The organism is Ampullimonas aquatilis, assembly GCF_049675895.1.
GTDB lineage: Bacteria > Pseudomonadota > Gammaproteobacteria > Burkholderiales > Burkholderiaceae_D > Ampullimonas > Ampullimonas aquatilis.
Map to the genome: position 1 here is coordinate 3,430,675 of NZ_CP183834.1, position 20,734 is coordinate 3,451,408.

General features: G+C 51.2%; 20 protein-coding genes. 10 read left to right on the top strand and 10 right to left on the bottom strand.

Annotated features, from left to right (window positions below):
- Positions 1–100: 100 nt before the first annotated feature.
- The 3 genes from ACMYR3_RS16045 to ACMYR3_RS16055 all read left to right on the top strand — a co-directional run bounded on the left by ACMYR3_RS16045 (position 101) and on the right by ACMYR3_RS16055 (position 3,776).
- A complete protein-coding gene (locus ACMYR3_RS16045; protein ID WP_424193047.1) occupies positions 101–517 on the top strand; it encodes an HIT family protein in 417 nt (138 codons plus the stop codon).
- 634 nt (positions 518–1,151) lie between these two features.
- The gene (locus ACMYR3_RS16050) at positions 1,152–2,996 is read left to right on the top strand and encodes a DUF5666 domain-containing protein (RefSeq protein ID WP_424193049.1); all 1,845 of its coding nucleotides are present in this window, start codon (positions 1,152–1,154) and stop codon (positions 2,994–2,996) included.
- 234 nt (positions 2,997–3,230) lie between these two features.
- Entirely contained in the window at positions 3,231–3,776 is a 546-nt protein-coding gene (locus ACMYR3_RS16055; protein ID WP_424193051.1) for a YaeQ family protein, read from the top strand.
- 141 nt (positions 3,777–3,917) lie between these two features.
- Here ACMYR3_RS16055 and ACMYR3_RS16060 read toward each other — a convergent pair whose 3' ends face one another.
- From ACMYR3_RS16060 to ACMYR3_RS16075, 4 genes are all read right to left on the bottom strand, one after another.
- On the bottom strand, positions 3,918–4,556 hold the full coding sequence (locus tag ACMYR3_RS16060; RefSeq protein ID WP_424193053.1) for a LysE family translocator: 639 nt from the start codon (positions 4,554–4,556) through the stop codon (positions 3,918–3,920).
- A gap of 90 nt (positions 4,557–4,646) precedes the next feature.
- A complete protein-coding gene (locus ACMYR3_RS16065) occupies positions 4,647–4,985 on the bottom strand; it encodes a low molecular weight protein tyrosine phosphatase family protein (protein WP_424193055.1) in 339 nt (112 codons plus the stop codon).
- A gap of 15 nt (positions 4,986–5,000) precedes the next feature.
- On the bottom strand, positions 5,001–5,336 hold the full coding sequence (locus ACMYR3_RS16070) for a hypothetical protein (protein WP_424193057.1): 336 nt from the start codon (positions 5,334–5,336) through the stop codon (positions 5,001–5,003).
- A 582-nt stretch (positions 5,337–5,918) separates the two neighbouring features.
- Positions 5,919–6,113 (bottom strand): YqaE/Pmp3 family membrane protein, encoded by a 195-nt coding sequence (locus ACMYR3_RS16075; RefSeq protein WP_424193059.1) that lies wholly within the window; start codon positions 6,111–6,113, stop codon positions 5,919–5,921.
- Positions 6,114–6,379: 266 nt separating this feature from the next.
- On the opposite strand from ACMYR3_RS16075, the gene ACMYR3_RS16080 reads away from it, so the two are divergent.
- The 4 genes from ACMYR3_RS16080 (at position 6,380) to ACMYR3_RS16095 (ending at position 10,663) form a co-directional block, all read left to right on the top strand.
- Positions 6,380–6,811, top strand: a complete 432-nt coding sequence (locus tag ACMYR3_RS16080; RefSeq protein ID WP_424193061.1) for a thioredoxin family protein — start codon at positions 6,380–6,382, stop codon at positions 6,809–6,811.
- A 5-nt stretch (positions 6,812–6,816) separates the two neighbouring features.
- Positions 6,817–7,551 (top strand): cytochrome c biogenesis CcdA family protein, encoded by a 735-nt coding sequence (locus ACMYR3_RS16085; RefSeq protein WP_424193062.1) that lies wholly within the window; start codon positions 6,817–6,819, stop codon positions 7,549–7,551.
- A 97-nt stretch (positions 7,552–7,648) separates the two neighbouring features.
- Entirely contained in the window at positions 7,649–8,854 is a 1,206-nt protein-coding gene (locus ACMYR3_RS16090; RefSeq protein ID WP_424193064.1) for an MFS transporter, read from the top strand.
- A 393-nt stretch (positions 8,855–9,247) separates the two neighbouring features.
- Positions 9,248–10,663: a DEAD/DEAH box helicase gene (locus ACMYR3_RS16095; protein WP_424193066.1), complete on the top strand. Its 1,416-nt coding sequence runs from the start codon at positions 9,248–9,250 to the stop codon at positions 10,661–10,663.
- A gap of 253 nt (positions 10,664–10,916) precedes the next feature.
- Here the strand turns inward: ACMYR3_RS16095 and ACMYR3_RS16100 are convergent, their stop codons facing one another.
- From ACMYR3_RS16100 to gatC, 4 genes are all read right to left on the bottom strand, one after another.
- Positions 10,917–11,285: a hypothetical protein gene (locus tag ACMYR3_RS16100; RefSeq protein ID WP_424193067.1), complete on the bottom strand. Its 369-nt coding sequence runs from the start codon at positions 11,283–11,285 to the stop codon at positions 10,917–10,919.
- Between the two features lie 156 nt (positions 11,286–11,441).
- Positions 11,442–12,902, bottom strand: a complete 1,461-nt coding sequence (gatB, locus tag ACMYR3_RS16105) for an Asp-tRNA(Asn)/Glu-tRNA(Gln) amidotransferase subunit GatB (RefSeq protein ID WP_424193069.1) — start codon at positions 12,900–12,902, stop codon at positions 11,442–11,444.
- Between the two features lie 196 nt (positions 12,903–13,098).
- Positions 13,099–14,574 (bottom strand): Asp-tRNA(Asn)/Glu-tRNA(Gln) amidotransferase subunit GatA, encoded by a 1,476-nt coding sequence (gatA, locus tag ACMYR3_RS16110; protein ID WP_424193071.1) that lies wholly within the window; start codon positions 14,572–14,574, stop codon positions 13,099–13,101.
- Positions 14,575–14,582: 8 nt separating this feature from the next.
- Positions 14,583–14,882 carry an Asp-tRNA(Asn)/Glu-tRNA(Gln) amidotransferase subunit GatC gene (gene gatC / locus ACMYR3_RS16115; protein WP_424193073.1) on the bottom strand — a complete coding sequence of 100 codons (300 nt, stop codon included), beginning with the start codon at positions 14,880–14,882 and terminating at the stop codon, positions 14,583–14,585.
- A gap of 505 nt (positions 14,883–15,387) precedes the next feature.
- On the opposite strand from gatC, the gene ACMYR3_RS16120 reads away from it, so the two are divergent.
- The 3 genes from ACMYR3_RS16120 to mreD all read left to right on the top strand — a co-directional run bounded on the left by ACMYR3_RS16120 (position 15,388) and on the right by mreD (position 18,035).
- Positions 15,388–16,431, top strand: coding sequence for a rod shape-determining protein (locus tag ACMYR3_RS16120; protein ID WP_424193075.1), 1,044 nt, complete (start codon positions 15,388–15,390; stop codon positions 16,429–16,431).
- 135 nt (positions 16,432–16,566) lie between these two features.
- Positions 16,567–17,508, top strand: coding sequence for a rod shape-determining protein MreC (gene mreC, locus ACMYR3_RS16125; RefSeq protein ID WP_424193077.1), 942 nt, complete (start codon positions 16,567–16,569; stop codon positions 17,506–17,508).
- The gene (gene mreD, locus ACMYR3_RS16130) at positions 17,505–18,035 is read left to right on the top strand and encodes a rod shape-determining protein MreD (RefSeq protein ID WP_424193078.1); all 531 of its coding nucleotides are present in this window, start codon (positions 17,505–17,507) and stop codon (positions 18,033–18,035) included. Before mreC ends, mreD begins: the two co-directional genes overlap by 4 nt.
- A gap of 5 nt (positions 18,036–18,040) precedes the next feature.
- Here mreD and ACMYR3_RS16135 read toward each other — a convergent pair whose 3' ends face one another.
- A complete protein-coding gene (locus tag ACMYR3_RS16135) occupies positions 18,041–19,309 on the bottom strand; it encodes a glycosyltransferase family 4 protein (protein WP_424193080.1) in 1,269 nt (422 codons plus the stop codon).
- Positions 19,310–19,339: 30 nt separating this feature from the next.
- Entirely contained in the window at positions 19,340–20,599 is a 1,260-nt protein-coding gene (locus tag ACMYR3_RS16140) for an oligosaccharide flippase family protein (protein WP_424193082.1), read from the bottom strand.
- Positions 20,600–20,734 lie beyond the last annotated feature (135 nt).

Here is a 20,734-nt window from a genome sequence, read left to right on the forward strand (position 1 = left end):
ACACTAAGAAAATTTGCTTACTATATCAATTCAAAATCGCGCCTCACATCAGAATCCAGCATAATCACAGCTAACGATGAAACGAGACAGGGAGCAAATGATGGCCTACGACAACAACAATGTGTTTGCAAAAATTCTGCGCGGGGAGATTCCCTGCACCAAGGTATATGAGGATGAGCTGACGCTGGCTTTTATGGATATCATGCCGCAAGCCGAGGGGCATACACTGGTGGTGCCCAAGGAGCCCGCCGTGACTTTGCTGGATTTGTCGCCCGCTGGCGCGGCCAACGCCATTCAGATTGTGCAAAAGATGGCCACCGCCGTAAAAAAGGCGCTGGATGTACCAGGCTTTACGCTGATGCAATTGAATGGCCCGGAAGCTGGCCAGACTGTGCCACATATTCACTTTCATATTATCCCGCGGCAAGAAGGTGTGGCCTTGCGACGCCATGCCGATTCGATGGAAAGTCCGGACAAGCTCAAGGTGATTGCCGACAAGATCAGGGCGCATCTGTAGTCATCGCAGCAAGGCGCGGTGCCATGCCGCGCTGGCAGGTTTGGTAAAAGAATTCATCATCACCAAGACGCCAAGTGCGCCAAGAGAATCTAAAATTTAATTACGACAAAGTCCTTAACTGGCACAAAGAAGCGCTTTGCTGCTTGCAACTTCCTCTCATACGTCTTACCTCTATTTACAGTCAGCTCTTTACAAACTGCCGTTTTCATCAACCATCCATGCTTTAGTTGTTCAACATCGCCATACCTGCATCGCTCAAATCACATTCGTTTTGGCTTTTCCCTTCGTGTCTTTGTAGTGAAGCGCTCGTCCCAACCCTGCTTGGCAATTCCAATTTTTTCAGCATTGCTTCACGAGTTGCCGATTGCTGCGTCCGAAGTGATGTCAAAGCATGTCAAAACCGCATTCTGCTCACATCCTGTCACAAACCCGGCGCAGTTGTCATGAAGCACACATGGCTTATTTCTACCATTAACTCATGGGTTGCCAAAGATTGCAGTCATTGATGGCGTGACGATATCACTCACCGCATCGCATGATCTTCAGCGCGTTTTGCCTGGCACTTTGATCGCACCAGCATTAAGCACTTTGACAGATTTTGAACCGTTTTAATTTGATTGATAAGGGAGTTGCCATGAAGTCTTTAATTCAACCGTGGCTGGTGTTGAGTCTGGCCGGATCGATAGCCTTTACAGGTTGTGGCGGCGGTAGTGGCAGTACCACAAGTACATCCACAACCAGCGCCAGCAGCACCGAAACCACCGCTACCGGCACCGTCACCGGCTTTGGCAGTGTGATCATTGATGGTGAAGAATACGATACCAGCGCAGCCGTGGTGAGCACCAGTACTGATCCATCCACCAGTACCGAAGTACCGGCATCGGATGTTGCGCTGGGCATGCAGGTCACTGCACAAATCAGTGCCAGTGGCAAAGTCACTACGATGGTATATGCAGCCGCCACCATTGGCCGGGTTACTGCCGGCAGCGCAACCAGCATGACGGTATCTGGCCAGACGGTGGTGCCGTCGAGCAACCCGGCTTTACCTACCATCTACTCCGGTGTCGGCAGCATGGCCGATATTGCAGTGGGCGATTTGGTGATTGTATATGGCATCACCACTGGCAATGGCACGATTACCGCCACGCGGATTGAAGTGAAAGATCCATCTACTGCCACCAAGACGCGCGTCGTGGGCAACATCAGCAATCTGGACACAGCAGCAAAAACCTTTACGATTGGTGGCCTGACTGTCAACTACTCGGCCACGACTCTGATACCCAGTACCCTGTCGCTGACCAATGATCTGACCGTCACCGTTTGGAGTGATAGCGCCCCGACCAACGCCGGTGTGTTGACGGCCAAGGTAATCGCGGTTTCCAACGCCAATATGACCGATGGCAACAGCGCCCGCGTGGGTGGCTGGGTACGCAACTACAGCGCCAGCAACAAAACCTTTGCGCTGGGCAATGTGACCGTGGATGCCAGCACCGCCAACTATACCAATGGCGTTGCCGCAGACCTGGCCAATGGCCGCGCCTTGCGCGTATCGGGCAGCTTTAGCAATAATCTGCTCAAAGCCAGCACGATCCAGTACATCCGCAATCTGGGTGATAGCCAGGTGGTGCTGACGGGTGCCATTACCGATTTTGTTTCTGCCAACAACTTTGTGGTGCGTGGCGTGCCAGTCTCAACCAGTGGCGCCACCTTTGTGAATGGCACGGCTGAGAATCTGGCCGATGGCGTGCTGGTGCGCATCACTGCACCAAGTACCAGCAGCGATGGCAGCACGCTCTCAGCCAGCAAGATAGAGTTGATCACCACGGCCAGCGGCAAGATTCGCACACTGGCTGGCAAGGTGGAAAACTATGATGCATCATTGGGCACCTTCAATCTCAACAAGGTGTCCATGAAGCTCGCCAGCAATGCCACTTTTAAAAACAGCAATGGCACTGCCGCTACCGTGACCGACTTTAACAATGATGATATTGCCGTGGTTCGTGGTGCCTTTGTGAGTGGTGTGTTTACGGTCAATGCTGTGCAATTCGGAGGTGGCGCAAGCTACACCGTCACCGGCATTCCCGGCGTGGCCTACAACGTCAATGCCACAGCCGGCACCTTTACGCTGAATGGCTCGCTGGTCGTGACCAATAGCAACACGGTGATATACGGCGGCACTTTATCCAGCCTGCGCAGTGGCGCCACCATCACCGTGGACGGTACCGTATCGGGTGATCAGGTAACAGCATCGCAAATCACTATCACCACGCCCAACAACGGCACCTACGCCAATGTGCAAGGTTATGTGAGCGACTTCGTTTCCACTGCCAACCTGCGCATCAACGAGCAACTGGTCGATGCCAGCAACGCCAGCTACATCAACGGCAGCGCTGCCAACCTCGCTGATGGTATCCGTGCCATTGCCACCGGCAGCATGAAAAACGGCACCCTGGTTGCCACCACGATCACTTTCCCATGATGGTTAGCTAGCACCCACCATGTCCGTTTGACGGTGCGGCGTTGGCGGGAAGCTTCCCAGGCTCACCAACCCAGCCCACACCGTCTTTAGTGCCGGAACAGATCAAACCTGTTCCGGCACTTTTTTACCAAAACCACTAAATTGAAGGAGTATCAGTCAAAATAATAGCCTTAAGTGCGTAAATAAATAGGGTTAAAATATACCCCTATTAAGTATATTGATTGAGCGAACACCATGGCACTCAAAGCCACCATCTTCAAAGCCAACCTGCAAATCGCCGACATGGACCGTCACTACTACGCCGACCATGCCCTCACCATCGCCCGCCACCCATCCGAAACCGATGAGCGCATGATGGTGCGCATTCTGGCCTTTGCCATCAACGCCCACGAACATCTCGAATTCACCAAAGGCCTGAGCGAAGCCGACGAGCCCGACCTCTGGCAAAAAGACCTCACCGGCCAGATTGAACACTGGATCGAAGTCGGTCAACCCGACGACCGCCGCCTCATCAAAGCCAGCAACCGCGCCGACAAAGCGACGCTCTACTGCTACGGCGGCCAGGGTGCACAACAATGGTGGAAAGCCATCGAAAACAAACTCACCCGACTGAATAACCTCACCGTCATCGACCTCCCTCAAGACGCCACTCAGGCTCTCGCCAAACTGGCCGAGCGCAGCATGAACCTGTCCGTTACCATTCAGGAAGGCCAGATCATGGTGGGGAGTGACAAAGGTGTGGTGGAAGTCGTGCCGGTGGTGTTGAAGGCGGGGAAGTAAACCAGGCGATATTTATAATTTAGCCAATTCGCCAATCATAGTGCAATTACCGGCCAGACCCGCCTTTATTATATTATTAAAAATTTAATTATTTATCAACTGCCCTGCCACATTCAACATCGCTCAGGATATTTTCTGACATCACACCGCACGCCGCTGCTCTGCCAACAAGCGCAACGCCAGCCCACCAAGCACGGCCCCCATCACATAACGTTGTACGGCAAGCCAATGACGGTTTCGCGCAAACCATCTGGCAATATTGGCAGCACATAGCGTAACTAGCAGATTGATCGTCGCACCAATCAACACCTGCGTAAAACCCAATGTCAGACTTTGGCTCAACACCGAACCATGAGCGGGCACGATAAACTGCGGCAAGACTGAAAGATAAAAAATAGCGACCTTGGGATTCAGAATGCTGGTCAGCAAACCCATCGTAAACAGACGATGCGTCGATTCATCTGGCAAAGCTTTGGGCTCAAACGGGGAACGCGCACCCGGACGAACCGACTGCCAGGCCAACCAGACAAGGTATAAGGCACCCGCCATCTTTAAAATTTCATAACCTAATGGTACTGCCATGAACAAGGCTGTCAGGCCCAATGCTGCAGAACACATATGTACCGTAAAACCAACCACCACGCCCGTCCACGAAATCACACCAGCGCGCTTGCCCTGGCACAAAGAACGCGATATCAGATAAATCATATTGGGTCCGGGCGTTAAAGCCATCAGCAAAGCGGCGGCGGCAAAAACCAATAAACCTGAAGTGAGTATCATGATGAACCTTAACAAGGAAAACGAATATGCAAGTGTAATGATTTACACAAGCTCATGTAGAGCACAGATCTATCAAATTAACTGTACTGCTTATATACAACCAGGCAAATAGGGGCCGACTTTTTTCTTGAGCAGTCGGATCAATTCGGCATCCATAAATAGATAACGATCCGGAATGTCCAGACTGATCACGCGTTTATCTCGTAAGTATGGTTTGAAATTAGCAGACAACTTGCTTTTGTGACTGCGCTCCATCACAAAAATCAAATCAGCCCATTCCAGCAACTCAGGCGTTAGCGGGTTATCAGCACCATAATTCGACCCTGCTGAGGCGCACTCCCATTCGGGCGTTTCAGAAAACAGCTGTTCAGCGGTTGGGCTACGCCATCGATTCAGGCTGCAAATAAAGAGAACGTGGGTGGGTGACATACCACTTAAGAATATTTAATGACCAAATATAAAGCGCACCACGGCCATGCCCAAGGCAAACAGATAACCATAGGCAAATCGGTCAATACGGATCAGAGGTTGATCGAGCTTGCGCCGCCACGCACCGATTGTCATCATGGATAATCCTGCGATGACAGGCGTAATCCCCACCCCCACCAGCCTGCCCACATACGAGGTAACAAACTGATTAGGAAATGGCCATAGGCTGATTGCTCCAATCAGCGCACCGAACAGGGCATAACCGACACCCGCCAACCAGGGTTTGGATTGCCGTTGAAATGGCGCAACCACGGCATGCCAGCCAAACTCAATCAAAGTTTCGGCAAACACTTGCAGAATTATTTCGGCGAGCAGTTCAATCAGGAATTCGATGATCGTGGCCCATTCATATCGCTAATGTGGCATTAAAGTAAACATTCAGTTATTAATTTCATTTTGGCTAGAGTTTGTTTGGGTTAAGCAAGCGATATTCATGATTTGGCCGGTCTGCCAATTGCGAAGCACTGATTACCCTTCGCATCAATAAGGCAAACACAACAAACACTGTCACGACAATGCCTATTACTGCACTCAAATTGTTATGCGTGCTCACACCATAGATCACTGCAATCAAACAACCGACAACTGCACGCAACAACACCAATGAATGTGACATACCAGATACTGATATCGTAGATTGTGTGGTTGGATCAAACCAGGCTTTTATAGAAGTCGTGGAATCATTGGCAAAAGCACCGACTGTGCTTTGAGCCGAAAGCAATTTATTCGCACCATTTACACGCAAGCCATAAACTTTGACACCATCAACCTGAATATTAAAGTCGGTGATGACATACCCTTACCAACAACGATGGACTGGCCAGAAACCATAAGTGATTGAATGGGGCTGATATGCATATCAAAGTGTGCAAATCAAATCTTTTTACCCAAAGCCTGTTCTATTTTTTTGTCAGTTTTGTATTGACCCAGTGCATAGGTAGCCCATATTGCCGCAGGTATCCAGCCAATAACGGTGACTTGCAAAATGAAACAGAAGATACCCGCAAATGGCCGCCCTATAGTAAAAAAAGAGACGAAAGGCAAAAATATAGCTAATAAAAGACGCACGGATTTCCTCACTTCCAGGATGAATTAAATTGGTTCAAAGTCCGATCAACTTTCAAACAAACCAACGTCTATACATGACAGCACTAATATTATCAAAACAAATATATCGATAGTAAACATTGCAATATTAATAGACCCGACTTTACATTCACCTTGTAAGTTTCCTCGTCTTTCCCCGACCAAGTCACACAGTAAGCGCATACTGATGATGCCTTGATTGCAGCTTGCTGTGGTTTCTCACAACTCATACAACGAAAGGTTTTGCGATGACTGCCTCCAACTCATTTCCCATCATGCTGTTTACTTCATTCTTGCGCCGCTTGGTACCATTGGCTGGTGCTGCTGCCTTGATGGTGGCGCTACCGGCGCAGGCTTTGCAGATCATGCCTTATAGCGCTGCGGCACTAGCAAGTGCCGAGAAGACCGGCCAGTCTTATGCCTTGCACTTTCACGCCAGTTGGTGCCCGACTTGTCGAGCACAAGAAAAGGTGTTGCAAAACCTGCAGTCTGATGCCGAGCTGGACAAGGTGTCAGTACTGGTGGTGGATTACGACAAGGAGCATGATTTAAAGCTGGCACGTAAAGTACGCGCGCAATCGACGCTGATTGTTTATCACGGCACGGCTGAAAAGGCGCGTCTGGCAGGTGATACCGACCCAGCCAATATCAAGACGGCACTTAAAGCTGGCTTGCAATAAGGTTGATGATGAGCCTTCCTTCACTGAGCCATTTAGGTTTAAGCCTGATTGCTGGCAGCCTGACGACGCTGTCACCCTGTGTGTTTCCACTGCTGCCCCTGGTAGTGGGCGGGGCGGTGCAAGCCAACCGGCTGGCACCTTTGGCGATGGGTGCAGGGATGGCGATTTCTTTTGCGCTGATTGGTCTGGTGTTGGGCGCGCTCGGCCCCGCCTTGGGGATTGATAGCGACACAATCCGTATTGTCGGTGCCTGGCTGTTGATTGCCTTTGCGCTGACGATGTTGATACCGGCGCTGAATCAGCGCTTTACCAATCTGCTCAGCCCTTTGGCCAGTTCGGCCAATACGGCCTCGACCAAACTCGATGACGGCTCGCTGCTGGGTGCATTACTGCTCGGTGGTCTGCTGGGTTTGGTCTGGAGCCCATGTTCGGGTCCATTACTGGCTTCAGCCTTAACGCTGGTGGCCAGTGAAGGCGGTGCCTTACCCGGTGCGATTTTGCTCGGATTGTTTGGCGTGGGCGCGGCCATTCCGCTGGTACTGGTGGCTTATGCTTCGCGGCGCGCATCGGGCTTGCTGCGTGACTGGCTGATGACCCATATTGATTTCATCAAGAAAGCCTTTGGGGTGTTATTACTGCTGGTTGGCGTAGCGATATTGAGTGGTGGCGACAAACTCGTCGAAACTTTTTTTGTGCAGCACTTACCGGAAAGCTGGGTCAATCTGACGACGGGCATTTAAGGTCAGACAAGGTCGGTTTGACGGGCTATTGCGGGACAAGGGTATCTGGGCTGACAATGCGTACTACTTTTTGCTCTGCCCCTTTTGATTGCCCGTCATGAACCCTGCTGACAACCAAGCTAGTCAACCAACCGCCAAGACCAAAATCCACCCCACGGTATGGGCACTGGGCTTTGTCAGCATGCTGATGGATATTTCATCGGAAATGGTGCACGGCCTGTTACCTTTGTTTATGGTGAATGTATTGGGCACCAGTACCTTGATGGTGGGGTTGATTGAAGGTGTGGCCGAAGCGACGGCGCTGATTGTGAAAGTGTTTTCCGGCGCACTCAGCGACTACCTGGGCAAGCGCAAAGGCCTGGCCTTGTTGGGTTATGGCATGGCCGCCGTGGTCAAGCCGCTATTTGCGCTGGCTACCTCCAGCGGCATGGTATTGACGGCACGGATGGTGGACCGCGTTGGCAAAGGCATTCGCGGTGCGCCGCGCGATGCCTTGATTGCCGATGTCACCCCAGCCGAGCAACGCGGTGCGGCTTATGGTCTGCGCCAATCACTTGACACCATTGGTGCGTTTACCGGCCCATTGTTGGCAGTAGGCTTGATGCTGCTTTGGCATGATAACTATCGCGCCGTATTTTGGGTGGCAGTGATTCCCGGCATATTGTCGGCGCTGCTGTTATGGGCCTGGGTACGTGAACCCACTGACATTCAACGCAAATCACAGGGCAACCCCATCACCCGCACCAACTTGCAACGACTGGGCAAGCCCTATTGGTGGGTGGTGATCATCGGTGCCGTCTTTACGCTGGCGCGCTTTAGCGAAGCCTTTCTGGTCTTGCGTGCGCAACAAAGCGGCGTAGCCGTGGCCTTAGTGCCATTGGTGATGGTGGCGATGAATATCATCTACGCAGCCACCGCCTATCCCTTTGGCAAGCTGTCTGATCACATGAGCCACAGTACCTTGCTGATATTGGGCTTGCTGGTGTTGATTGCGGCCGATTTTGTTTTGGCCAGCAGCAACCATTGGACGGTGATCCTGGCTGGTGTGGCGCTCTGGGGTGTTCATATGGGCATGACACAAGGCTTGCTGTCTGCGATGATTGCCCACACCGCCCCGGCCGATTTACGCGGCACGGCCTTTGGCATGTTTAATCTGGTGAGCGGCATTGCCATGTTGATAGCCAGCACGCTGGCAGGCTTATTGTGGGATGTCTATGGCGCAGCCATGACGTTTTATGCGGGTGCCGCGTTTTGTGGTGTGGCGGTGCTGGCCTTGCTATTGCATCGTCAACCACGAGTTTGATGAATTGTCATTGACAATGACTTGCAAGACTAAAAAATTCAAATATTGAATATTGATAATGTTTATAACGTTGTTGGCCATTAATGCCGTTGAATTTTTTATTGGCGCAATTGATGGTGCTGCTCTGTCATCAAAGCAAACATGACCACACTTATTTTGTACATCGCCCAGCACCTATTAAACCCCCGCCAATTCAGCTTTTGCGATGAATAATCGCAAGCACTGTATAATCCGTTTTCCTGCCTATACGCATTTACTGCAGCAATCACAGCATTTGCATTCAATCAAGTTGTACCTGCCTGATGTTTGGCCTTGCGCTGTTTGGCCCTTTTTAAGTTTGCTTTCTTGCCCGCTGCAGGCAAGAATCTGGCAACAATATTTCAAGAAAAATCTATGTCATTTTCCAATCTCGGCTTAGCTGAGGAAATCGTCCGTGCTGTGACCGAACAAGGTTACGAGCAACCTACCCCAATTCAGGCGCAAGCCATTCCGGCCATTTTGAGTGGCGGTGATTTGCTGGCGGGCGCCCAAACCGGCACCGGCAAGACCGCCGGTTTTACTCTCCCCATCCTGCATCGCCTGTTTACCCACAAGGTGCCGGGCAACGCCAATGGCCGCAAACCGCTGCGCGCGCTGATCCTTACTCCAACCCGTGAACTGGCAGCGCAGGTAGAAGAAAGCGTTAAACAATACGGCAAGTACACCAATCAAAAATCGATGGTGATGTTTGGTGGTGTGGGCATCAACCCGCAAATTACCGGGCTCAAACGCGGCGTGGATATTCTGGTTGCCACGCCAGGCCGCCTGCTGGACCATCATCAGCAAGGCACGGTGGATTTATCGCGGATTGAAATTTTGGTGCTCGATGAAGCCGATCGCATGCTCGATATGGGCTTTGTGAAAGACATCCGTCGCATCCTGGCCCTACTACCTAAAAATCGTCAAAACCTGTTGTTCTCCGCAACTTTTTCCGAAGAGATCAAACTGCTGGCGGACGGGCTGCTCAACAAACCTGCGATGATTGAAGTCGCACGGCGCAACTCAACCGTGGAAGTGATTGAACAAACCGTTTATCCGGTTGATCGCAATCGCAAACAGGCATTGCTCACCCATTTGATTCGTGAGCACAACTGGTTTCAGGTGCTGGTCTTCACGCGCACCAAACATGGTGCCAACAAAGTGGCCGAGCTGCTGGAAGCCAGTGGCATCAAGGCGCTGGCGATTCATGGCAACAAGAGTCAGTCGGCGCGCACTCGGGCACTGTCCGAATTTAAAAGCAATACACTGCAAGTATTGGTGGCGACCGATATTGCCGCCCGCGGCATTGATATTGACCAACTGCCGCACGTCGTCAATTTTGACCTGCCCAATGTGCCCGAAGATTATGTGCACCGCATTGGTCGTACTGGCCGCGCTGGCGCAACGGGTGAAGCAGTTTCACTGGTTTGCGTGGATGAGCATGATCTGCTGCGCGATATTGAACGTTTAATTAAACGCAGCCTGCCCAAAAAAGTAGTGGCAGGTTTTGAGCCTGACCCCAACGCCAAACCCGAGCCGATTCAAAAACCGCGCAGTGGCGCACCCCGTCAAGGCGCTGGCCAACGTCGCGGCAGCAGCGATGGACAAGGTGGTCGTGAAGGTGCTCAAAAAAGCGGCGGCAATGGCAGCGCACCTTCGCGCAGTGGCGGCGTACAAGCCCAACGTGCCCCGGCTGCGAAAAAAAGCTACGGCCCACGCCCTGCTTCATCGCGTCCAACTGCAACTGGTAATAAACCGCCCATGCATCGCAGCGGTGGTCGTGGTCGCTAAATCAGACGTTCATCTGCAGTGGCCAAAAGCACTACATAACGACTTATTGATGGGTGTATGGCCTAAATTTAAGCCGTTAAGTCGATAAATAAAGGGGCTGTAAATATACAGATGGTTAGTATATTTACAGCCCCTGTTGTTTTGGGCCTGACCGGCCAATTAATAGCAGTCCATCTTTACATCCCACTAACCAAGTACCGCCTTGTTCTGCTGCAGCGATTAACCACCGTTGCCGACACAACTACGCTACTACCTACTCGCTTTCTTCCGGGTGTTCTTTGGCAAAGCGACGCTCAGCCGCACTCAGATGACCAATCAAAACATGTGAGATGACATTGATACCAATCCCGCCAAACATGGCCGGGACAATATACAAGGCAATGGTGAGTTCCGAAACAAACACCGAATCGTCGGCCAAGGAAACCGTGTGCTTGGCCAGATTGGCCAGACTTTGCAGCAGATAGAAATCCAAACCCGCAATCGCCACCAAGGCCAAACCAAAACAAAAAACACTACGCCGCGAAATGGCCCGCTTGAGCATCAGCACGCCATAAATACCAAATGGAATGAAGATGGAAAAGGCAATGAGCAACCAGAATTTGATTTCGGTGAAGACGGTCATGATTGAACCAATATATTCAAATTTACAACTTGGTAGAAATAGCAACCTAAGCTGCATTTCACTGCCTCACCAATCATTACTCAAGACCTTCACCTATAAAAATAACCGAACTACTTTAATTCACATCACCCTAATAAGTGAAATTTAAACACCACATCACCCCAACCTCTTCTTCAACAACTCATTGACCTGTTGCGGGTTGGCTTTGCCTTTGGTGGCTTTCATCGCCTGGCCGACCAGGGCTTGGAAGGCTTTGTCTTTGCCGGCCTTGAATTCGTCGACGGATTTTTGGTTGACGGCGAGGACTTCGTCGATGATTTTTTCGAGCGCGCCGACGTCGGAAATTTGCTTTAAGCCTTTGGCTTCGATGATGTCATCGGCGATGCCGTCTTTATCGGACCTGGCTTCCCACATGGCAGTAAAGACTTCTTTGGCGATTTTGTTGTTGATGGTGCCATCGACAATACGCTGCAGGAGCACTGCCAACTGATTGGCGTTGACGGGGCAGGCATCAATTTCGACCGCCTCACGATTGAGTTGCGAAGCGACGTCACCCATGAGCCAGTTGGCCGCAGTCTTGGCGTTGGCCTGACCCAGCTTGGCAACCACGGCTTCAAAGTAGGCCGAGAGTGCCTTGGTGGCGGTGAGGATGCTGGCATCATATTTGGACAAGCCGTATTGCGCGATGAAGCGTGCCTGCATGGCGGCGGGCAGCTCGGGCATGGTGGCTTTGACGCGCGCAATCCAGGCGGCATCAATCACCAGCGGCAAGAGGTCGGGGTCGGGGAAGTAGCGGTAATCCTGCGCGTCTTCTTTGCTGCGCATGGAGCGGGTTTCTTTTTTGTCGGGGTCATACAGGCGGGTTTCCTGGACAACTTTGCCGCCGTCTTCAATCAGCTCAATCTGGCGACGCACTTCGTAATTGATGGCTTCTTCCATGAAGCGGAAGGAGTTGAGGTTTTTGATTTCGCAACGGGTGCCAAAAGGTTCGCCCGGACGGCGTACCGATACGTTGGCATCGCAACGGAACGAGCCTTCCTGCATATTGCCATCGCAAATACCAATCCACACCACCAGGGAGTGCAAGGCTTTGGCATACGCCACTGCTTCGGCGGCGCTGCGCATATCAGGCTCGGTCACGATTTCCAGCAAGGGTGTACCGGCACGGTTAAGGTCGATGCCGGTCATGCCTTGGTAGTCTTCGTGCAGGCTTTTACCGGCGTCTTCTTCCAGATGGGCGCGCGTCAGTTGCACCGTTTTTTCTTCTTCACCGAGCATGAAGCTGAGTGTGCCACCTTGCACGACAGGGATTTCAAACTGGCTGATTTGATACGCCTTGGGCAAGTCGGGATAAAAGTAATTTTTGCGGGCAAAGATGCTGCGCGGTGCAATCGTGGCACCAATCGCCAGACCAAACTGGATGGCACGCTCGACCGCACCCTTGTTCATCACGGGCAAGGCGCCGGGCAAGGCCAGATCAATCGGCGCAGTTTGGGTATTGGGCGCAGCACCAAAGGCAATCGGCGCGCCGCTAAAAATTTTGGATTGGGTCGTGAGCTGTGTGTGTGTCTCAAGACCGATAACAACTTCCCATGCCATGCTATTTCCTTTATTCATTCAACATCAAAGGCAAAATCCAAACACCTCATCACAAAGACACCAAGAACATCCGACAAGTTCATTTGCAAAATATATACTTCCCACCGGTATTTTTATAGAGGCAATATATACGTACTATATGAACTAAAATTTACCTATACTCCTTATAAATTGTCTTTTTGGTGAGTTTTACGTTGTGATGGTCACGCTTTTATTAGGCTGATTCCGGCATCTTCGCGTGCCAGTCAGTCGCCTGCTGGAAGGCATGCGCCACTTGCAACATCCGGGCTTCATCAAAGTAGTTGCCGATGATCTGCAAACCCACCGGCCGACCTTTATCACCAAAGCCCACCGGAATGCTCATACCGGGCAAACCAGCCAGGTTGGTCGACAGGGTGTAGATATCAGCCAGGTACATTTTGAGCGGATCATTATCGAGCTTGCCGATGTCCCAGGCGACGGCCGGCGACACTGGCCCCATGATGACGTCACACTGGGTAAAGGCGTTGGCAAAATCCTGGGCGATGATGCGACGGATCCGTTGTGCCTGCAAATAGTAGGCATCGTAATAACCATGCGACAGCACATAGGCGCCCACCAGAATCCGACGTTTGACCTCCCAGCCAAAACCTTCGGCGCGGGTCTTTTTGTACATATCGTTCAAGTCTTTGTACTCTGCTGCGCGATGACCATAACGCACGCCATCAAAGCGCGACAAGTTACTGGACGCCTCGGCTGGCGCAATCACGTAATACACCGGAATTGACAGCTCGGTTTTGGGTAATGAAATTTCAACGATGGTGGCGCCCAGTGTTTGATATTGCTGAATGGCCGCATCAACGGCGGCGCGCACATCCGCTGCCAAGCCTTCACCAAAAAACTCTTTGGGCAAACCAATTCGCAAGCCTTTAAGTGGTTGAGCGGCGGGCGCATCAGCCAGCGGCTGGCCGAGCAGACACGTATAGTCTTCATTGTCTTTTTCAAGACTGGTGGAATCGTTGGCATCAAAGCCAGCCATGGCGTTGAGCAACAAGGCGCAATCTTCCGCGGTTTGCGCCATGGGGCCACCCTGATCGAGGCTGGATGCATAGGCAATCATGCCGTAGCGCGACACCTTGCCATAAGTGGGCTTGATACCTGTGATACCGCACAACGAAGACGGTTGGCGAATCGAGCCACCGGTATCCGTTCCCGTTGCAGCAGGAATCAGCCGTGCCGCCACCGCTGCCGCAGAGCCACCCGATGAGCCACCAGGCACCGCCAGTTTGTCCCACGGATTTTTGACCACGCCAAAATAGGAGTGCTCGTTGGAAGAGCCCATCGCAAATTCGTCGCAATTGAGTTTGCCAAGGGTGACCATGCCGGCATCGCCCAGCTTGCTGACAACCGCAGCATCAAACGGGCTGACGTAGTCGGCCAGCATTTTGGAGCCCGCGGTGGAGCGAAAATCCTTGGTCACAAAGATATCTTTATGCCCCAGCGGAATGCCCGTCAGTACGCCCGCCTGGCCTTGGGCAATCCGGGCATCGGCCGCCTTGGCCTGCGCCAGGGACACTTCAGGATTGGTATCAATAAATGCGTTCAAGTCGCTGGACTGAATTCGCTTTAAATACAGCTCGGCCAATTCAACTGCTGAAATTTCTTTGCTTTGCAGCGCCTGTGACAGCGCCTTGAGTGTTTTGTTGTACATGGCCGCCCTTATTCAATCACTTTGGGAACCAGGTACAAACCATCTTGCACCGCCGGTGCTGGCTGCTGAAAGGCATCGCGCATATTGGGTTGCGTCGGTACGTCTTCGCGCAGGCGCAAGGCGACGGCCTGAATTTGTTCAATCGGGTGCGCCAATGGCACGATGCCGGTGGTATCCACGGCCTGAATCGCTTCGACGATGCCAAAGAATTCATTTAAGCGGGCCAGTGTTTCAGCGGCTTCGCTGTCGGAAATATCGATACGCGCCAAATTGGCAATGCGTTTGACGTCGGTGAGTTGGAGCGACATGACAATTCTTTTTAGAAAGGGTGATCAAAATAAATGTCGGAGCAGACCAATAAGGCCAACCTGCAAGATATCAGTGTGCCAGAATAAGATGACATTGGCGTCTTGCACGCTGCTGGAGCAAATGCCCTGTCGGCAGCGCAAAACTTGGTTTATCAGCAACACTCCCGGCAACTGAGCCAGTCACTGAGCGCTTAGCCACGGCAGAAACATGTGACAGAACGCAAAACCTCATGTGATACTTTAATTATAAGGTATCATTGCAGGTTAATCGTGCAGTAAATATAGCGCTATCCGCCTCTTCAGAAGGTGAACAGCCGTTAAAGAGCACGATTGGGGTGTTATAAGCATGAGGTACGCTATGAGCCCACATCATTCCTTGTCGTACAGTTCTTCTGGCAGCCAAGTGTGCGCCGTGTGACACGAACCAAGAATCGGTGTGATCGTCAATATAGTCGGCCGGACATGATGCAGCCCATCATCGGCATTTCGGATTAACAGGACAATTATGTTTGGATTTCTTCGCAGTTATTTCTCTAATGATTTAGCCATTGACCTTGGCACCGCCAACACGCTGATTTACGTGCGTGGTAAAGGCATTGTGCTGGACGAGCCATCGGTTGTGGCAATTCGCCAAGAAGGCGGTCCCAACGGCAAAAAAACCATTCAGGCAGTTGGCAAGGAAGCCAAGCAGATGCTGGGCAAGGTGCCAGGCAATATCGAAGCAATTCGCCCCATGAAAGACGGTGTGATTGCCGACTTTACCGTCACCGAGCAGATGCTCAAGCAATTCATCAAGATGGTGCACGACACCAAGCTGCTCAAACCGAGCCCACGCATTATCATTTGCGTTCCATGCGGCTCGACCCAGGTAGAACGCCGTGCGATTCGTGAATCGGCGCTGGGCGCTGGTGCCTCCCAGGTTTATCTGATTGAAGAGCCCATGGCCGCGGCAATTGGCGCTGGCCTGCCGGTATCCGAAGCTTCTGGCTCCATGGTGGTGGATATTGGTGGCGGCACGACCGAAGTTGGGGTGATTTCGCTGGGCGGTATGGTTTACAAAGGTTCGGTACGAGTTGGTGGCGATAAGTTTGATGAAGCCATCGTCAATTACATTCGCCGCAACTATGGCATGCTGATTGGTGAGCAAACCGCTGAAACCATCAAAAAAGCTATCGGTTCGGCCTTCCCAGGTTCTGAAGTTCGCGAGCTGGAAGTCAAAGGCCGCAACCTGTCCGAAGGGATTCCACGCTCCTTCACGGTTTCGTCCAACGAAATTCTTGAGGCGCTGACTGACCCACTGAACAACATTGTGTCAGCCGTTAAAAATGCGCTGGAACAAACACCACCGGAACTGGGTGCAGACATTGCCGAACGCGGCATGATGCTGACCGGTGGTGGCGCACTCCTGCGTGATCTGGATCGTCTGCTGGCTGAAGAAACTGGCCTGCCAGTGGTCGTGGCTGAAGACCCATTAACCTGTGTCGCACGCGGTTCCGGCATGGCGCTGGAACGTATGGACAAGCTGGGCTCCATCTTTACCAGTGAATAAGGTTTCAACCTTTACCTTCATCCCAGTACAATCAGGCAGCGAGTCTTACCTAGGCGCGCTGCCTTTTTGTATTCATTTTGCTGTGCAGCCCTGCTGCGCCCTCTTCACCCCTGACTAGCAAATCGCATTGCATTCATGGAGTACAACCCGCCGCCGTTTTTCAAGCAAGGCCCTTCCGCTTTAGCGCGGCTGCTCTTCTTCTCGTTGCTGGCAGTGGCCTTGTTGTTTATTGATTCACGCACCAATACACTGGGCGTGATCCGCCTGTGGATCGGCACTGCCTTATATCCAGTGCAGCAAGCGGCACTGGTACCACGCAATGCCATGGAGCAGGGCCTGAGTTATTTTCTTGACCATAACTTTGCCCTTCAAGAGAACGAAACCCTTAAAAAAGAACGCGTGCTGGCAGCACAACGCTCACTGGTTACCAAACAGCTTGAGCTGGAAAATAACAAGCTACGCAGTTTGCTCGGCACCCGTGAGCGGGTTTCCGTACCCTCCGTCGTGGGCGAAGTGCTCTATGACAGTCGCGACTCTTTCACCCGCAAGGTGGTGATTGATCTTGGCAGCGAACAAAATCTGCATCCTGGTTATCCTGTCATGGATGAGCTGGGTGTAGTTGGCCAGATCACCCGTGTCTTTCCAAGAGTCTCTGAAGTCACTCTACTCACTGATAAAGATCAGGCCATTCCAGTGCAGATACTTCGCACCGGCGTGCGCAGCATTGCCTATGGCGCGTCAGGCAGTACCAAGACCACGGGTCTGCTGGATTTGCGCTTCATTGGCAATGGCACCGATGTCACCATGGGCGACATCCTCGTTACCAGTGGGATTGATGGACTGTATCCAGCCGGACTGCCCGTTGCCAAAGTTATTCAGGTAGATCGCAAGGCCGACACGGCATTTGCCAAAATTCTCTGTGAACCGCTCGCGGGCATCAGTAGCAGCAAGCATGTGCTGGTCTTGTTCAAGGACATGGATAAACCTGAACGCCCCGAACCTGAACCAGAAGAAAAGCCCACCAAAGGCAAAAAGACGATGGGCCCCAAACCTGCCAAACCGGAGGCGAAACCTTGAGTACGCCAGCCCCACCGCGCGCGCCGCAATACATCTTGCTGCCGGTCAGTCCGGTATTCATTGCCATCAGTCTTTTGCTGGCTTTATTGCTGAATCTGCTACCCTGGGGCACGATGGTAGGCATTCCCGACTTTTTGGCGATTGTGCTCGTTTTCTGGAATATTCATCAACCACGCAAGGTGGGTATCGGCATCGCTTTTTTATGCGGTCTGCTACTGGATGTTCATGATGCCACGCTACTCGGTGAACATGCGTTGGCCTATTCACTACTCTCTTATGGTGCCATCGCCATTCATCGCCGCGTATTGTGGTTCACCCTGCCTGTACAAGCGATGCATGTACTGCCACTTTTTTTAATTGGCCAGATCATCCCCTTGCTGCTGAGATTATTAACTGGCAGCCCATTTCCAGGCTGGTGGTATTTTCTGGAAAGCTTTGTCGCCGCAGGGCTATGGCCATTTACGGTGTGGATGTTGATGGCACCGCAAAGACGTGCGATCGACCGGGACGACAATCGTCCGATCTAGGCATTTTATTCAGGATTTCTTTTGTTCAGTGTTTGTGCATGTTGCGCTAACACACGCTGGTAGAGCGACAAATGCTCGTCGATCTGACGACTGATATTATATCTGCTCAGTTCTTGGCGAACGGGCTCTACATAAGCCTGTAACAAACCTGGCTGTTCAATAAATTTTGTGAGCAGGGCACCCAACTCATTGGGACTATCTGGTTCAAATAATTCTCCGGTTTTACCAGCAAGAATTGCCTCTGGGATACCACCACGCTGTGAACCAAAAACTGGCAGCCCATAACTGTATGCTTCAAAAATAACGGTTGGATATGGATCACGCCAGATTGAAGGCACCACCAGCAAATCAATTTTAGGGTAAAAATCGACTGACTTGATAAAACCTAAAAACTCAATATTGCTCTGTGGAAATCGCATCTTCAATGCAGCAAGATAAGATGGATCTGCAGAACCACCGATCAACAGCTTCCACTTGCGTTGCGTCTGAATATGAGCCAATGACTCAAGCAAAACTTCAATACCTTTGTCCGGAACCAGCTTGCCGATGAAGCCAATGGTTATCTCTGTTTTACTTTGATAATCTCGTTCAATAAAATGATGCAGATCATGTTCCGGCAAGGCATTATTAATGATTTGGCGTATCGGTGTATGTTCAAAATATCCGGCACTCAAATGCACATCCAGAACCGCCTGACTGACACCAACGACACCATCGATAAACGCTGTGGCACCCTGCTTACCCACAGACAGCAACTTGCATGAGGTGCAACGTTTTGCCGGATCAATTTTATTTTGATCTGGTTGGCCAGTACATATTTGCCCGTTTCTAAAAATCGTTGTTCGCGGGCATAGCAATCCATAGTCATGCAGAACATGCACGATGGGAACACCTGCGGCCTGCACGGCCTCCCAGGCTGCAATGGAAAACTCCAACAGATTATGGGTCACCATGACATCAGGCTTAAAACGCACTACCTCTGCCGCAACCAATTTAGCCATTCTGTAGTTACGAATGTTTTGAGCGTGCCACAAAAGCTTCTTCAAATCTGATCGGGGCTGTTTGTCAAATGGCCAGTAGAAACTTTGACTTGGCAGGAAATGAGTCTTGACACCATTGGTATTGATTTCCCGCTCTTCTCCACGAGGTACACTGGCTAGCACTTGAACCTGGTGACCGCGCTCGACAAAGCCTTCTGAAATCGTTTTCAGAACTGTCTCAGCACCACCATACTGGTATGGGTGATACATACTGGAGAGCGTCAGGATTTTCATATGGCGATGAATGTCTATACGATTTGATGATTAAACAGCTTGCGAATTGTTTTGTCTTTTAAGAAAGAGCCAAATGAAAACCAACTGCAACAATTCTCCTAAAGTGACGGCAACCATCATACCTTTAACATTGAACTGACTTGTCAGTACCAGCATCAGTGACAACTGAACCAATACACCAATGATAGTAATGCGACTATAAGCTGAGAAGTGTCCGGCAGCGAGCATATGTTGCGCCCCGAGAATTTCATGAATCATATTGCAGACCATCCAGCAGGTCATACCGATCAGGATGTAATCGTAAGGCAGCAACTTTTGCCCAAACACCAGGGACAAAATGAAATCAGCCAACAACGCCAACATCAGCCCACCGAGTAATGCACCAGAACCCAGCAATAAAAGCAGCTTATTGGCGAGCTTGATACCCAGTCTGTGCGAACGATCATAGGCCTGGGCGACTCTTGGATAAATCGCCGCATTGATTGGACTGAAGATGCTGGCAATCGCCCGAATCAACTTTTCAATCGCAGCATAGGCCCCCACCACCTCATGAGAAGAAAACAAGCCCAATAGAAAAATATTACTGTTTTGCGATGCTGCGGTTAAAAAGTTGGAGGCAAATAACTCTTTGCCGCCATGAAATACTTCTTTGATCGCCGCCATGGAAGGGCGTAACCATAAGACTTCCTTGCGCAATACCAGCGCATGAGAAAGGATACCGGAAATTAATGTTGAAGAGGCCTGCAAGCCTGCCGCATACATCAGGTCTTCCGGGCCTTTGACAAAGATAAACAGACAAGCAGAAACAACAATGCGCGAACCCACATTAAATACGGCGGTATAACGCATCCGCTCGATTCCCTGGAAAAACCAGATAGGAAATGAGATGGTTCCCAATATCATCAAAGACTGCCAGGCATAGACCGGCCAATCGGCACGCCAGCTATCTACCAGTACGATGGTAGCAATCAGGCCAATCAGGCCAAACACGGCCAACACCGCCTTGATGGTTTGAGTAGCCCAAAATATCTGGGCAACGCGCACCGGATCTTGGCGACTGACCGAAATGGTACGTACCGCATAGGAATAAAAACCGGCATCCACAAACACCACAAAAAACATGATGAGCGATTGCGAGAAAGCCAGCAGACCATAACGATCCGCCCCAAGCATGCGCACCAGATAAGGTAAGGTCAGAAATGGAATGATGTAATTGGCCGCCTGCAGCAAATACAGGGCAATCACATTGGCACGTAATGAGTCGCGCTGAATTTCAGGTTGTGCGCTCATGAAGCGTTATTCTTTCTGTTTACATAACAAGATACTACCTGGGTGCATGGATTCAACACCCAAGTAATAAGCACTTGATGAATCAAAAATATACTCATACATATGGGCAGTATGCAAAAACCAAGCCATTGATGC

Coding starts and splice junctions, on each gene's coding strand:
- ACMYR3_RS16055 (WP_424193051.1), top strand. CDS start 3,231: ATGGCACTCAAAGCCACCATCTTCAAAGCCAACCTGCAAATCGCCGAC.
- ACMYR3_RS16135 (WP_424193080.1), bottom strand. CDS start 19,309: ATGAAAATCCTGACGCTCTCCAGTATGTATCACCCATACCAGTATGGT.
- ACMYR3_RS16065 (WP_424193055.1), bottom strand. CDS start 4,985: ATGTCACCCACCCACGTTCTCTTTATTTGCAGCCTGAATCGATGGCGT.
- ACMYR3_RS16085 (WP_424193062.1), top strand. CDS start 6,817: ATGATGAGCCTTCCTTCACTGAGCCATTTAGGTTTAAGCCTGATTGCT.
- gatB (WP_424193069.1), bottom strand. CDS start 12,902: ATGAATAAAGGAAATAGCATGGCATGGGAAGTTGTTATCGGTCTTGAG.
- ACMYR3_RS16045 (WP_424193047.1), top strand. CDS start 101: ATGGCCTACGACAACAACAATGTGTTTGCAAAAATTCTGCGCGGGGAG.
- ACMYR3_RS16050 (WP_424193049.1), top strand. CDS start 1,152: ATGAAGTCTTTAATTCAACCGTGGCTGGTGTTGAGTCTGGCCGGATCG.
- ACMYR3_RS16140 (WP_424193082.1), bottom strand. CDS start 20,599: ATGAGCGCACAACCTGAAATTCAGCGCGACTCATTACGTGCCAATGTG.
- ACMYR3_RS16080 (WP_424193061.1), top strand. CDS start 6,380: ATGACTGCCTCCAACTCATTTCCCATCATGCTGTTTACTTCATTCTTG.
- ACMYR3_RS16095 (WP_424193066.1), top strand. CDS start 9,248: ATGTCATTTTCCAATCTCGGCTTAGCTGAGGAAATCGTCCGTGCTGTG.
- gatC (WP_424193073.1), bottom strand. CDS start 14,882: ATGTCGCTCCAACTCACCGACGTCAAACGCATTGCCAATTTGGCGCGT.
- ACMYR3_RS16060 (WP_424193053.1), bottom strand. CDS start 4,556: ATGATACTCACTTCAGGTTTATTGGTTTTTGCCGCCGCCGCTTTGCTG.
- ACMYR3_RS16090 (WP_424193064.1), top strand. CDS start 7,649: ATGAACCCTGCTGACAACCAAGCTAGTCAACCAACCGCCAAGACCAAA.
- gatA (WP_424193071.1), bottom strand. CDS start 14,574: ATGTACAACAAAACACTCAAGGCGCTGTCACAGGCGCTGCAAAGCAAA.
- ACMYR3_RS16120 (WP_424193075.1), top strand. CDS start 15,388: ATGTTTGGATTTCTTCGCAGTTATTTCTCTAATGATTTAGCCATTGAC.
- ACMYR3_RS16100 (WP_424193067.1), bottom strand. CDS start 11,285: ATGACCGTCTTCACCGAAATCAAATTCTGGTTGCTCATTGCCTTTTCC.
- mreC (WP_424193077.1), top strand. CDS start 16,567: ATGGAGTACAACCCGCCGCCGTTTTTCAAGCAAGGCCCTTCCGCTTTA.